The 12,882-nt window shown below is 60.3% G+C and carries 11 protein-coding genes; 5 read left to right on the forward strand and 6 right to left on the reverse strand.

Annotation, left to right across the window (positions count from 1 at the left end; all coding sequences use genetic code 11):
• Positions 1–5 precede the first annotated feature (5 nt).
• Both ACR3EP_RS13110 and ACR3EP_RS13115 read left to right on the forward strand, forming a co-directional pair.
• Positions 6–656, forward strand: coding sequence for a ChrR family anti-sigma-E factor (locus tag ACR3EP_RS13110; protein ID WP_480638220.1), 651 nt, complete (start codon positions 6–8; stop codon positions 654–656).
• A gap of 55 nt (positions 657–711) precedes the next feature.
• The gene (locus tag ACR3EP_RS13115) at positions 712–1,116 is read left to right on the forward strand and encodes a hypothetical protein (RefSeq protein ID WP_480638222.1); all 405 of its coding nucleotides are present in this window, start codon (positions 712–714) and stop codon (positions 1,114–1,116) included.
• Between the two features lie 3 nt (positions 1,117–1,119).
• On the opposite strand, the gene ACR3EP_RS13120 is transcribed toward ACR3EP_RS13115, so the two are convergent.
• The 6 genes from ACR3EP_RS13120 to ACR3EP_RS13145 all read right to left on the reverse strand — a co-directional run bounded on the left by ACR3EP_RS13120 (position 1,120) and on the right by ACR3EP_RS13145 (position 8,440).
• Positions 1,120–2,349, reverse strand: coding sequence for a DNA recombination protein RmuC (locus ACR3EP_RS13120; RefSeq protein WP_170349827.1), 1,230 nt, complete (start codon positions 2,347–2,349; stop codon positions 1,120–1,122).
• A gap of 52 nt (positions 2,350–2,401) precedes the next feature.
• The gene (gene mutL / locus ACR3EP_RS13125) at positions 2,402–4,261 is read right to left on the reverse strand and encodes a DNA mismatch repair endonuclease MutL (protein ID WP_480638224.1); all 1,860 of its coding nucleotides are present in this window, start codon (positions 4,259–4,261) and stop codon (positions 2,402–2,404) included.
• Between the two features lie 283 nt (positions 4,262–4,544).
• A complete protein-coding gene (locus ACR3EP_RS13130) occupies positions 4,545–5,474 on the reverse strand; it encodes a metal ABC transporter permease (protein WP_170349825.1) in 930 nt (309 codons plus the stop codon).
• Positions 5,471–6,676 carry a metal ABC transporter permease gene (locus ACR3EP_RS13135; protein WP_480638226.1) on the reverse strand — a complete coding sequence of 402 codons (1,206 nt, stop codon included), beginning with the start codon at positions 6,674–6,676 and terminating at the stop codon, positions 5,471–5,473. The genes ACR3EP_RS13130 and ACR3EP_RS13135 overlap by 4 nt, the downstream gene beginning before the upstream one ends.
• Positions 6,677–6,679: 3 nt before the next feature.
• Positions 6,680–7,483, reverse strand: a complete 804-nt coding sequence (locus tag ACR3EP_RS13140) for a metal ABC transporter ATP-binding protein (RefSeq protein ID WP_480639027.1) — start codon at positions 7,481–7,483, stop codon at positions 6,680–6,682.
• A 3-nt stretch (positions 7,484–7,486) separates the two neighbouring features.
• Positions 7,487–8,440 carry a metal ABC transporter solute-binding protein, Zn/Mn family gene (locus ACR3EP_RS13145; protein ID WP_480638228.1) on the reverse strand — a complete coding sequence of 318 codons (954 nt, stop codon included), beginning with the start codon at positions 8,438–8,440 and terminating at the stop codon, positions 7,487–7,489.
• Positions 8,441–8,640: 200 nt separating this feature from the next.
• On the opposite strand from ACR3EP_RS13145, the gene deoC reads away from it, so the two are divergent.
• The 3 genes from deoC to ACR3EP_RS13160 are packed head-to-tail and all read left to right on the forward strand — an operon-like array spanning position 8,641 to position 12,861.
• Positions 8,641–9,639, forward strand: coding sequence for a deoxyribose-phosphate aldolase (gene deoC, locus ACR3EP_RS13150; protein ID WP_480638230.1), 999 nt, complete (start codon positions 8,641–8,643; stop codon positions 9,637–9,639).
• A gap of 48 nt (positions 9,640–9,687) precedes the next feature.
• Positions 9,688–12,021, forward strand: a complete 2,334-nt coding sequence (locus tag ACR3EP_RS13155; protein ID WP_480638232.1) for an aldehyde dehydrogenase family protein — start codon at positions 9,688–9,690, stop codon at positions 12,019–12,021.
• A 24-nt stretch (positions 12,022–12,045) separates the two neighbouring features.
• Positions 12,046–12,861 carry an SDR family oxidoreductase gene (locus ACR3EP_RS13160; RefSeq protein WP_170515957.1) on the forward strand — a complete coding sequence of 272 codons (816 nt, stop codon included), beginning with the start codon at positions 12,046–12,048 and terminating at the stop codon, positions 12,859–12,861.
• Positions 12,862–12,882 lie beyond the last annotated feature (21 nt).

Genomic DNA, 12,882 nt, shown 5'->3' on the forward strand with positions numbered 1-12,882 from the left:
CGAAGATGAGCAACGATATCAAACATCACCTGACAGACGATCTGTTGATGGCCTACGCCGCGGGCAACCTGCCCGAAGCGTTCGACCTGATGGTGGCAACACACCTGTCCCTGTGTGACCACTGCCGCGCCCGGGCCGAAAGCTTTGACGCTGTGGGCGGATGTGTTCTGCAAGAGCAGGACAGCCCTACCAGCATGAGCGATGGGTCTCTAGCCGCAACCATGGCGCTGATCGCTCAGGGAGCCCCGATTGCAAAACCCGCACGTCCGGGATGCAAGGTTCTGCCCGCGCCCTTGCAGGATTATGTCGGCGGCGATGTGAATGACATCAAATGGCGATCCATCGGCATGGGTGTAAAACAGGCGATCCTACCCACCACGAGCGAGGCCACCGCCCGCCTGCTATTCATTCCGGCCGGTGCGGCCGTGCCCGATCACAGCCACAACGGCATGGAACTGACGATGGTTCTGCAAGGCGCGTTCTCGGACGAGGTCGACCATTTCGGTCGTGGAGATGTTGAGATTGCGGATGAAAGCCTGCACCACACGCCGACCGCCGATATCACCGAAGATTGCATCTGTCTGGCCGTAACTGACGCGCCCTTGAAGTTTACCAAGTTGATGCCGCGCCTGTTCCAGCCATTCCTACGAATCTGAAGCGTTGATGCGGCTCGTGCTACACTGACTCATCAATAGGTTCGGGAGACGTTTCATGAGACATCATCTGAAACTGACTGCATTGATCGCATGCCTTGCCAGCGCAGCGTGGGCACAGCGTGCGGCAGAAGTGAAATTTGAACCCGGCAATTTCGGTACCATGGTAAACGGGGCGATCACCGGTAATGAATATTTTGACTACACGCTGGGCGCGCAGGCTGGTCAGGAAATGTTCGCCGACCTCAAGGTCAGCGACACCAATGGCAATGGCGTGATTTACTTCAACATCCTGCCACCCGGCAGTGACGGCGTTGCGATCTACAACGGCTCTATCGATGGCAACACCGCCCGCATCGACCTGCCCGAAGACGGAGATTATACGATCCGCGTCTATCTGATGGGCAATGATCGGGATACTGATAGGACAGTCGGCTACAATCTGGATCTGTCGATTCAGTAAAGCCTAGCCTTCGGATTTGCCCAGCGGTACCACATTATTGTGATCGTCCGGGGCAAGCTCTTCGAAATCGAAGTTGTCCAACCGCTGTGCCCGACGCCCGGCTTTTTCGGCGCTGATCTTGATTTCCGAGATATCCTTGGCTGCCTGTCCGAAATGGCGATCAAGGTTCGAAACACGGTCCCCCAGACGCTCCACATCCTTGTGCAACAGGCCCAGTTCCTTGCGGATTGCCCCCGCCTGTTCTCGCATACGCGCGTCCTTCAGGATCGCTCTCATCGTGTTCAGCGTCGCCATGCAGGTGGTGGGGGAAACGATCCAGACTCGCTTGCTGAAACTCTCCTGCACCAGTTCCGGGAATTTGGCGTGCAACTCGGCATATACCGCCTCGGACGGTAGAAACATAAGCGCGCCGTCGGCGGTTTCGCCGTCCAGAATGTACTTCTCGGCAATATCGTTGATGTGCTTGCGCACGGTGCTGCGGAACATCTGAACCGCCGCTTTCAACTCGGCATCATTGGTCGAAGCGATCAACGCCTCATACGCCTCCAATGGGAATTTGCTGTCGATCACAATCGGTCCGGGAGGGTTTGGCAGGTGGATCAGGCAGTCCGCTCGGCGCCCGTTCGACAAAGTCGCCTGCAATTGGAAGCTGTCCGACGGCAATGCCTTCGAGACGATATCGTTCAACTGAATTTCCCCAAACGCGCCGCGTGTCTGCTTGTTCGACAAGATATCCTGCAACGACAGCACATCGCCCGACAGCTTGGTGATATTGTCCTGCGCTTTGTCGATGGCAGCCAGCCGTTCCTGCAATTGTGTCAGAGACGTCGCGGTCTGTTTCGACGAGCCATGCAGCGATTCCTTCATCCGCTCTTGCATTTCAGCCAGCGCACGGGCCGACTTCATCGCGTTGTCTGCCAGCCGGTCATTCATCTGCTGCTGCACCGAGGACAGGCGCGATTCAACCGTCTGGATCACCTGCACCTGCGCATTGGCCTGTGTATCCGACACATGCTGCAAACCACCGCGCAACTGTTCCTGGCCCTGCCCCAGTTGCTGCACGTGTTGACCCAAATGCGCCATCTGCCGCGCCAGTGGTTCTGCCATTCGGGCGGAACGGTTGGCTGCCCGCAAGGACAGGAATAGCAGCAGCAGAATCAATGCCACCACTCCACCCGCGATCAGCACCACAGGGTCGTTCAAAGCCATTTCTGTGCCAGCAATCTCGATCATGTCGCCTCGGATGTTCTTGTTTTATTCTTCATAGCCCGGCGAAGCGCCGGGATCAACTGCGCCCGAACAGGCGTTCGATGTCGCTCAGCTTCAGTTCCACATAAGTGGGTCGCCCATGATTGCACTGGCCGGAATGGGGAGTCGCCTCCATCTCGCGCAGCAGGGCATTCATTTCCTCGGCCCGCATCCGGCGGCCAGACCGGACCGAGCCATGACAGGCCACCCGGCTGAGGATTGCTTCGATCCGCGCCTGCACCGTTTGGCTTTCGCCCTGATCGGCCAGTTCATCCAGAATATCCAGGATCATTGCACGGGCATCCACTTCGCCCAGAATGGCAGGTGTTTCGCGCACGGCGATGGCGCCGCCGCCAAAGGGTTCCAACGTCAGCCCAAGGCGCGACAGGTCATCCGCAACAGCCATCAGACGCGCGCAGTCGCCTTCGGACAGCTCGACAATTTCCGGGATCAGCAGTGCCTGCGCCGCGACGCCGTTCTCGGCCATCAGGGTTTTTAGTTTTTCATAAACCAGACGCTCATGCGCAGCGTGCTGATCGACGATCACCATACCATCAGCGGTCTGGGCAATGATGTAGTTCTCATGTACTTGCCCGCGCGCCGCACCCAAGGGCAGGTCCTGCATCGGGGGCTCTTCTTCTGTGGTCGAAACTGGCGGAGCCGCCTCCACGATGCTACCGCTATAATCGCGGGACAGTTCGGCAAAACCCGGCGCCTGCGCGTGAAACGCGGCCTGCCGGGCTGCGGGCGAAGGACGATCCAACTGATACACCCGGGCGGGAGTGGGCTGTGCCGGTTCGGGCCGCATCGCGCCCAGCGTTGCATTTGCCACGGTCGAGGACGCTCGGTGCCCCGCCTCGGCCAACGCATGCCGCAAGGCCGAGACGATCAGCCCCCGCGCCACGCCGGGATCGCGGAACCGAACCTCGGACTTTGCAGGGTGAACATTTACATCCACCAGCATCGGGTCACAGTCGATAAACAATGCGGCCGCCGGATGCCGGTCACGGCTGAGAAAGTCGAAATAGGCCGCCCGCAGCGCACCGGTCAGCATCTTGTCACGCACGGGACGGCCGTTGACGAAGAGATACTGCGCCACCGCTGCGCCACGCGAATAGGTCGGCAAGGCAGCATAGCCATACAGGCGAATGCCTTCGCGTTTGGCATCGATCTGCAATGCGTTCTCGGCAAACTCGCGCCCGATCACGCGGGCCAGACGGGCGTGCAACGCATCGAACAGATCGCCATTTTCGCGATCGGCGCGAAAGGTCACGCGACCTTCGCCCCCGCCCGAGACATCGCGCAGCGTAAAAGTGATGGCGGGCTCGGCCATGGCCAGACGTTTGACCGTATCAGTGATCGCCTGCGCCTCGGCCCGGTCGGTGCGCATGAATTTCAGCCGAGCGGGCGTGGCAAAGAACAGATCCCTCAGCTCGACCACCGTGCCTGCACGCAAGGCGGCGGGTTTCACCGCCTCCACCTTGCCACCAGATACATATATCTGGGCCGCATCTGACCCCGGCACCCGGCTGGTGATGTTCAGCCGCCCAACCGCACCCAGCGATGGCAGCGCCTCGCCCCGGAAGCCGAACGTGTGAATGTTCAGCAGATCCGACCCGTCGATCTTGGATGTCGCGTGGCGCGAAAGGGCCAGTGGCAGATCGTCCGCCGAAATCCCGCACCCATCATCCGTGACGCGAATCAACGTCTTGCCACCATCAGCGATATCGATGGCAATCCGGGTCGATCCGGCGTCGATGGCGTTTTCCACCAGTTCTTTGACAGCCGAGGCGGGGCGTTCCACCACCTCACCCGCAGCGATGCGGTTGATTGCAGCATCGTCAAGTTGACGGATTACGGGGCGGATTTCGCTGATATTGGGGTTTGCCTGCACCATACCACCAGACCTAGCATATGCGCGCACGATTCTGCCACTGATTTGGCAGTCCTATTTTTAGGAGGGAGGGGGCGTTCGAACAATCGCGCTGTGCCGATGTCAACAGACGGCAAACCTTGCCACGATTGTCCGAACGATCCAAGTGAGTGGTGGTCATTCAGAAATTTATTGCGGCGGGCCTAACACGAAACGCCGCGCGACAATCATTAACTCTGTCCTCGCTGGGCGTCTGGGCGAATTTCAGCCGACCCCTCGCATTGACCAACAGCGGGAAAGCGCCGTGTCAAGTGGCTTGGGGCGCTCCGGCGCGGGAGCGGCACGGGCCCCACAATGCGGCGCAGGCCAGGATCAGGCCGGACATGGTTGCGATCATCCCCGCCGCGCTGACCGCATCCGTACTGCCCAACCAAAGCGGCCCGTAGCCCGCCAGCACATAGCCCGATATTGCCGACACGCTGGCGAAAATGACGCTCCAGGCGATTTGGGTTTCCAGCCGATTTGTCATCATCCGCGCCGCCGCCGGGGGGCAAATGAACATGGCGATCACGATAATTGACCCCACTGCATCAAACGCGGCCACGGCCGATATTGCAGCCACGATCACCAACGCCATACCCAGCGCGCCGGTGCGAATGCCGATGGTGCGTGCGAAGCCTTCGTCGAAGGTCGAAATCTTTAGCGGGCGCCAGAACAGCCAGATGAACAGGACCACCCCGACCAGCGTCAGCGCAATCCGCGGCAGCTCCGGCGGCAGCCCGGCCAAAGCCGTCAGGTCCAACAGCGATGACCAGCCCACAGCATCCAGCCAGATCAGGCTTTCCAGATTGCCATACAGCGCATGTTCCACGTCCAGATGCACGGTCGAGGTATCGGTCTGCTCCAGCAGCAGCACACCGCCTGCGAACATGGTGGTGAATACCACGCCCATCGCAGCACCGGGTTCAATCTGGCCCAGCCGCCGGATCGCCTCGATCATCACAACGGCAACAATGGCTGCACCCGCCGCGCCCAGCATCATGGGCCAGGTCGAGATCGCTCCGGTCAGCAGAAAGGCCACAACGATGCCGGGCAGCACCACGTGGCTGATTGCGTCCCCAATTAGGGCTTGTTTGCGAAGTACAAGAAAATTTCCCGGCAGGGCGCAGGCGATGGCGGCGAAGATCCCGATCAACAGAGGCGTCAGGGACAGGGGGACAAATTCTTCACCGCTCATGGCTGGACCTCCTGCGGGCCACCGATCAGGTGGTCGATATCCGCGATCTGATCGCGGGTCAGCACCGTTTCGATATCGCGCAGCCCGTCATAAAGCGCCGCCGTCGCCTCATGCGCCTGATCCGCGCGTACGAATTCCCACCGTTTTTCGTCGCGCAGCGCCTTGGCGGCACGGGCTTTACCAGCCTCGGTAGCAACGCCATCGGCGCGGGCAAAGCCAGCGCGTTTCAACAAGCGCAGAGTCAGCGGTTCATAGATTTTCTGGCCTTGTGCCAGCGCCAGCAAACCTTGGCGAATATGCACTCGGCGCTGGAATCTCAGATGTTGCAACACCGCCGCCAGAACACCGCGAACAGGTGCAAACAGTAGGGACAGCGCGAAAAAGCCAAAACTGACCAGCACGATGATCGGACCGGTCGGCAGGTTCGGCGCCGAGGCCGACAGGGCCGCGCCCAGATACCCGACCAACCCACCCGCCAAACCAGCGAGCAAAACAACTCGGTCCGAGCGGTCGGTCCAGAACCGCGCGGTCACGGGCGGTATGATCAGCAATGCCACAATCAGGATCAGCCCGACGATCTTCAACCCGACAACGGTGACGGCCATCACCAATCCCATCATCGCCAGATCAATCCGATGCACCGGCAGACCCCGTGCGGCGGCATATTCCGGGTCAAACGCCACCATGGTCATCGGACGGCGGATGATCATCACCAGAACAAGCGTCGCTGCCCCGCCAATCGCAATGATCAGCGCATCCGCCCACAACATCCCAGCAGTGGAGCCCAGCAAGAACCCTTCGAGCCCCGCCTGACGACCAACGCCCATGGTTTGAATCACGGTCAGCAGTACGATGCCAAATCCGAAGAAAACGGACAGCACCGCGCCGATGGCAGCATCTTCGGCCAGCCGCGTGCGCCGGGTCAGCCAATTCATACACAGCAGACCAATCCAGGCCGAGATCGCCGATCCGGCAAGCAGACCGATCAGATTGCGTCCATCGCCGCCAAAAGCGACCAGCACCATGAAGGCCAGGCACACGCCGGGCAGGGTCGCATGGCTGATCGCATCGCTGACCAGCGCGCGTTTGCGCAGAAACAGGAAAGTACCGGTCACCCCGGCGGATACGCCCAACAAGGTCGCACCAATAGCGACCAGCGTGGCGTTATAGCCAAGCTGCAGGCTCAGAGCATCCCAAAGCATGATTTACCCCAGCGCGCGTGAGATCTGGTCGATCTGGGCGGTGGCCAAACGGCCCCCATAGGCCGATTGCAGGGTTTCGGCGGTAAAGGCCTCGGCCACTGTTCCTTCGGCCACCTTACGGGTGTTGATCAGGAAGACGTGGTCGAAATAATCGGTAACGGTGGCCAGATCATGATGCACGACAACGACGGTCTTGCCCGCCTCTTTCAGCGATTTCAAAACCGCGATGATGGCCTTTTCTGTGGCCGCATCGACCCCGGCAAAAGGTTCGTCCAACAGGTAAAGATCAGCTTCTTGCGCCAATGCGCGGGCTAGAAAAACCCGTTGCTGCTGACCGCCGGAAAGCTGGCCAATCTGACGAGCTGCGAAGTCGCGCATGCCGACCCGGTTCAGGCAATCCATGGCCCGCGACATATGTCGGGCTCGAATGCGGCCCAACAGGCCCAACTGCCGCGACAGGCCCATCAGCACCACGTCGATCACGCGAGTCGGGAAATCCCAGTCCACACTGGCGCGCTGCGGGACATAGGCGATGCGGGCACGCTGCTGCTCCAGCGGTTTGCCAAAGACAGTGACCTGCCCGGAGAGCGGCGATACGATTCCCAATGCGGCTTTGAGAAGGGTTGATTTCCCCGCGCCATTAGGTCCGATGATCGCCGTCATCGCACCGGTCTGCACGGTCATATCCACCGAGAACACCGCAGGTTTCTGGCCATAGGAAACGGTCAATCCACGAATGGCTAGAGGGCTCTCGTCCAAACTGTGCCCGGTAATTGAAACACCCTGATCAGCGGCCAGTTCCAGCATCATTCAAAACCCCGCCGATAATTTGCCGTTCATACCCCGATCAGGCACATCCGCGCCCAGCGCCCCGGCGATGACAGTGATGTTGTGATCCAACATGCCAACATAAGTGCCTTCATACGTGCCAGGCTCTCCCATGGCGTCGGAATACAGCTCGCCGCCCACACCCACGTCGTGACCTTTGGCAGCAGCTCCTTCGATCAGCGCCCGCATCGACCGGTCAGAGACCGAGCTTTCAACGAACACCGCCGTCAGCTGCTGATCGACCAGCGTATCCACCAGCTCTCCGATCCGGTTCAGCCCGGCCTCGGACTGGGTCGAGATGCCCTGAATGCCCATCACCTCATAGCCGTAAGCCGCGCCGAAATAGCCAAAGGCGTCATGCGCGGTGACCAGCACGCGGTTGTTTTCGGGAACAGCTGCAAGCGCCTGATTGGCATAGGTGGTCAGCGTATCAAGTTCGGCCAAATGCGCCTCTGCATTAGCGGCAAAAATATCCGCCGCTTCGGGGCGCGCTGCGGTCAGGGCCTCTTGCACCTCAACCACCACATCACGCCACAGGGTCGGGCTCATCCAGACATGCGGGTCGTATTTGTCGGCATAATCGTCATGCGCGCGCAGTTTGGACTTGTCGATCCCTTCAGCCACGGCCACCACAGTGCGTTTGCGACCGAGGTCATGGAAGAAATCTTCCATCTGCGCTTCCAGATACAGACCGTGCCAAAGGATCAGGTCCGCACGGGTCATCGCAACGATATCGCTGCGGGTCTGGCGATAGGCATGCGGGTCGACTCCTGGACCCATCAGGCCCTTCACCTCGACCTGGTCCCCGCCCACCTGACGCGCGGCGTCAGCAATCATACCAGTGGTTGCGACCACTTTCAGTGGTGTCTCGGCCCAGGCCGTCAGAGGCAAAGCAGCCGCAAATGCCAGCGCTGCAAGAAAGCTGCGACGAATCATAGTCAGATCCCGATTTGGTGTCCTGTTGAGAATGAATATGCGAACCATTCGCAACTAAGTCAACGCTATTGCGAATTATTCGCAAGAAAATGCCTATTTTTGTCCATTTGGTCAAAAAATTTGCAGATCGACCCTTGCTGCACCTTCCCTTTACGTGCGGCTCGTGCGATTTTGGCGCAAACCTCCCAAAGGACGTGACTATGGATACGCAGAGCTCAGAAAGCCCCGTGCGCACCGCGCATCTGCCGCAAGTGACCGAACCCAGAAACCCCGGCATGAATCTTGATCTGGATTGGGTACGCGCCGTGCAGGTCAATACCTCGGCCATCGAACGCCGGGCCGCGACGCTGCCCGGTCGTCGCTCGGTTAAAAAAGAGTATCAGGCCGCGTGGCTGTTGAAGGCGATCACCATGATCGACCTGACCACCTTGTCCGGCGATGACACCGTGGGCCGGGTGCGCCGCCTGTGCGCCAAGGCGCGTCAGCCGGTGGCACCTTCGGTATTGCAGGCGCTGGACATGCCGCCGATCACCACCGGGGCTGTCTGCGTCTACCACGACATGATCGGCACGGCGGTTGAGGCGCTGAAAGGCTCCGGCATTCCGGTTGCGGCTGTGTCAACCGGTTTCCCGGCGGGCCTTTCGCCGTTCCACCTGCGTGCAGCCGAAATCGAAGAAAGCGTAAAAGCTGGCGCCGAAGAGATCGACATCGTCATCTCGCGCCGCCACGTGCTGTCCGGAGATTGGCAGGCGCTGTATGATGAGATGAAAGCCTTTCGCGTGGCTTGCGGTGATGCGCATGTAAAGGCCATCCTTGCCACCGGAGAGCTGGGCAGCCTGCGCAACGTCGCGCGCGCCTCGCTGGTCTGCATGATGGCCGGGGCGGACTTCATCAAGACCTCGACCGGCAAGGAAAGCGTCAACGCCACCCTGCCCGTGTCGCTGGTGATGATCCGCGCGATCCGCGACTATTATGACCGCACCGGGTATCGCGTTGGCTATAAGCCTGCGGGCGGGATATCCAAGGCCAAGGATGCGCTGGTGTATCTGTCGCTGATCAAGGATGAGCTGGGCGACCGCTGGCTGCAGCCGGACCTGTACCGCTTTGGCGCATCGTCCCTGCTGGGCGATATCGAACGGCAGTTGGAACATTATGTAACGGGCGCGTATTCCGCCGGTTACAGGCATTCACTCGGCTGAGCCTGTGACAAGTGTCAGGACAGTGAGTATTTGGGAAAAGATGAAGTCATGACTGTGAAAGAAATCTTCGAGACGATGGATTACGGCCTTGCCCCCGAAAGCGCCGCCGAGGCACTGGCCTGGCTGGTCGATCAGGGTGATAAGTTCGGTCACTATATCGACGGCGCCTTCACCAAGCCCGGCAAAGGGTTCGAAAGCCGCAACCCCGCGACCGGAGAGGTGCTGGCCAAGCTGACCCAAGCCAAACAGGCCGATGTGGACGCAGCCGTTGCCGCCGCCCGCAAGGCGCAACCGAAATGGGAAAAGCTGGGCGGTGCGGGCCGTGCGCGATACCTCTATGCCATTGCGCGGCTGTTGCAGAAACACGCGCGCCTGTTTGCCGTGCTGGAAAGCCTCGACAACGGCAAGCCGATCCGGGAATCGCGCGACATCGACATCCCGTTGGCGCAGCGACATTTCTACTACCACGCGGGCATGGCGCAGCTGATGGAAAGCGAATTGCCCGATGCGCAGGCGTTGGGTGTGTGCGGGCAGATCATTCCGTGGAACTTCCCGCTGCTGATGTTGGCATGGAAAATCGCCCCTGCGATCGCGATGGGCAACACCGTGGTTCTGAAACCGGCTGAATACACCTCGCTGACCGCGCTGCTGTTCGCTGATATCTGCTCCCAGGCCGGTTTGCCGAAAGGCGTGGTCAACATCGTCACCGGCGACGGTGCCGTGGGCGAAATGATCGTTTCCGCAGACGTGGACAAGATCGCCTTTACCGGCTCGACCGTTGTGGGCCGTCGCATCCGCGAAGCCACTGCGGGCTCAGGCAAAGAACTGACTCTGGAGCTGGGAGGCAAGTCTGCTTACGTCGTCTTTGACGACGCCGATATCGATTCAGCCATTGAAGGTCTGGTCGACGCGATCTGGTTCAACCAAGGCCAAGTCTGCTGCGCAGGCTCGCGCCTGTTGGTGCAGGAAGGCATCGCCGACCGCTTCCACGAGAAACTGCGCGCGCGGATGGACAAGCTGCGCATTGGGGACCCGCTAGACAAATGTATCGACGTGGGCGCAGTGGTGGACCCGGTTCAGTTGCAGACCATCAAGAGCATGGTCGAAAGCAACACCGCCGGTCACGTTCATCAGGCGGCCTGCGACCTGCCCGCGAACGGGTGCTATTACCCACCGACGCTGATCTCGGGGCTCGAAACCTCGGACCCGCTGATGCAGGAAGAAATTTTTGGCCCGGTACTGGTATCGTCCACCTTCCGCACTCCGGAAGAGGCGGTCGAGCTGGCCAACAACACCCGCTACGGGCTGGCCGCGACGGTCTGGACCGAGAATGTGAACCTTGCACTGGATATTGCGCCCAAACTGGTCGCGGGCGTGGTCTGGGTCAATGCCACCAACCTGTTCGATGCTGCCGCCGGATTCGGCGGTGTGCGCGAAAGCGGCTTTGGCCGTGAAGGCGGTTGGGAAGGTCTGGCGGCCTATACCAAGCCCAAGGGCAAGGTCAAACCGCTGGCCAAGGTTGAGGCGACCCTGGGCGAAGGTGCTCCGGTTGATCCCATCGACCGCACCGCCAAGATGTATGTCGGCGGCAAGCAGGCAAGACCCGATAGTGGCTATTCCAAACCTGTCTGGGGTAAATCCGGCCTTTTGGGCCATGTGGGCCTGGCCAACCGCAAGGACGTCCGCAACGCGGTTGAAGCTGCGGCGGGCGCCAAGGGCTGGTCTAAAACCACTGGCCATCTGCGGGCGCAGATCTTGTATTATATTGGTGAAAACCTGTCGGCCCGTGCTGATGAATTCGCGGCTCGTCTCGATGCCATGACCGGTAAGAAGGATGGTGCGAAAGAGGTCGAGGCCTCGATCCAGCGCCTGTTCACCGCTGCCGCCTGGGCGGACAAATATGACGGTCAAGTGCATGGCGTTCCGATCCGGGGCGTTGCCATTGCCATGAAAGAGTCCGTTGGTGTCATCGGCGCGCTGTGCGCGGATGAGGCACCTTTGCTGGGTCTGGTCTCGGCCATGGCCCCGGCGATCGCTATGGGTAACCGGACAGTTCTGGTTGCGTCCGAGCCCTATCCGCTGGCAGCAACCGACTTCTACCAGATTCTTGAGACGTCCGACGTGCCCGCAGGTGTGGTCAACATCCTGACCGGCAGCCACGTGGAACTGGCGAAACCGCTGGCCTCACACCTGAACGTCGATGCGGTCTGGTCGTTCTCGTCCACTGATCTTTCACAAGAGATCGAGGTCGTTTCGGCCGGAAATTTGAAACGGACCTGGGTCAATAACGCGACGGCATTTGATTGGGGCGTGGACCATTCGCGCCGCTTCCTGCAGGCTGCAACCGAAGTGAAAAACATCTGGGTGCCCTACGGCGAGTAGGGCTCCCGTTTTAGGGAGGCCTACATGGATTTTTCAGGACAGACCGTCATTGTCATTGGCGGCACCAGCGGCATCAACCGCGGCATTGCCGAGGCGTTTGCGGCCTCGGGGGCCAAACTGGCCGTTGCCAGCCGGTCGCAGGACAAGGTCGATGACACGCTTGCCGCGCTAAAAGAGGCCGGCGCAGCCGAAGTAGTTGGCGCAGCCTTTGATGTGCGCGATGCGCAGGCAGTGGCGGACGGGCTGAAACAATTCCATGACGCCTTGGGTGATTTCGACGTTCTGGTCTCTGGCGCGGCGGGGAATTTCCCGGCCCTGACCTCCGAGATGTCGGTCAATGCGTTCAAGACCGTGGTGGATATCGACCTGATGGGCACCGTTCATGTGATGAAGGGGGCCTATCCTTACCTCAAACGCCCCGGCGCCAGCATCATCAATATCTCGGCCCCACAGGCGTTTCTGCCCTACGAAGGGCAAGCCCATGTTTGCGCGGCCAAAGCCGGGGTCGATCAGATCACTCGCACCCTGTCGATGGAATGGGGGGTCGAAGGCATCCGCGTGAACTCGGTGGTGCCAGGATTTATTGAAGGAACTGAAGGCGCACGGCGTCTGGCACCAACGGAAAACGCCCACGAGGAACTGCGCCGCGATGTGCCGCTGGGGCGTTGGGGAAATACACAGGATGTAGCCAATGCCTGCCTGTTCCTCAGCTCGGACATGGCCAGCTATATCAGTGGCACAGTTCTGTCCGTTGATGGCGCGCTGTATCAGCGCGGGTCCGGCAAGTTCGGGCAGATGATGGGGCAGATGCTGCGCAGCGCAGCGGGGAAAAAGGGCTGAGCGTTGCTCAGCCCCCTTTGA

Source organism: Ruegeria sp. BB10, assembly GCF_056535725.1.

Coding starts and splice junctions, on each gene's coding strand:
- ACR3EP_RS13120 (WP_170349827.1), bottom strand. CDS start 2,349: ATGATCGAGATTGCTGGCACAGAAATGGCTTTGAACGACCCTGTGGTG.
- ACR3EP_RS13160 (WP_170515957.1), top strand. CDS start 12,046: ATGGATTTTTCAGGACAGACCGTCATTGTCATTGGCGGCACCAGCGGC.
- ACR3EP_RS13145 (WP_480638228.1), bottom strand. CDS start 8,440: ATGATTCGTCGCAGCTTTCTTGCAGCGCTGGCATTTGCGGCTGCTTTG.
- ACR3EP_RS13140 (WP_480639027.1), bottom strand. CDS start 7,483: ATGCTGGAACTGGCCGCTGATCAGGGTGTTTCAATTACCGGGCACAGT.
- mutL (WP_480638224.1), bottom strand. CDS start 4,261: ATGGTGCAGGCAAACCCCAATATCAGCGAAATCCGCCCCGTAATCCGT.
- deoC (WP_480638230.1), top strand. CDS start 8,641: ATGGATACGCAGAGCTCAGAAAGCCCCGTGCGCACCGCGCATCTGCCG.
- ACR3EP_RS13110 (WP_480638220.1), top strand. CDS start 6: ATGAGCAACGATATCAAACATCACCTGACAGACGATCTGTTGATGGCC.
- ACR3EP_RS13135 (WP_480638226.1), bottom strand. CDS start 6,676: ATGCTTTGGGATGCTCTGAGCCTGCAGCTTGGCTATAACGCCACGCTG.
- ACR3EP_RS13155 (WP_480638232.1), top strand. CDS start 9,688: ATGACTGTGAAAGAAATCTTCGAGACGATGGATTACGGCCTTGCCCCC.
- ACR3EP_RS13130 (WP_170349825.1), bottom strand. CDS start 5,474: ATGAGCGGTGAAGAATTTGTCCCCCTGTCCCTGACGCCTCTGTTGATC.
- ACR3EP_RS13115 (WP_480638222.1), top strand. CDS start 712: ATGAGACATCATCTGAAACTGACTGCATTGATCGCATGCCTTGCCAGC.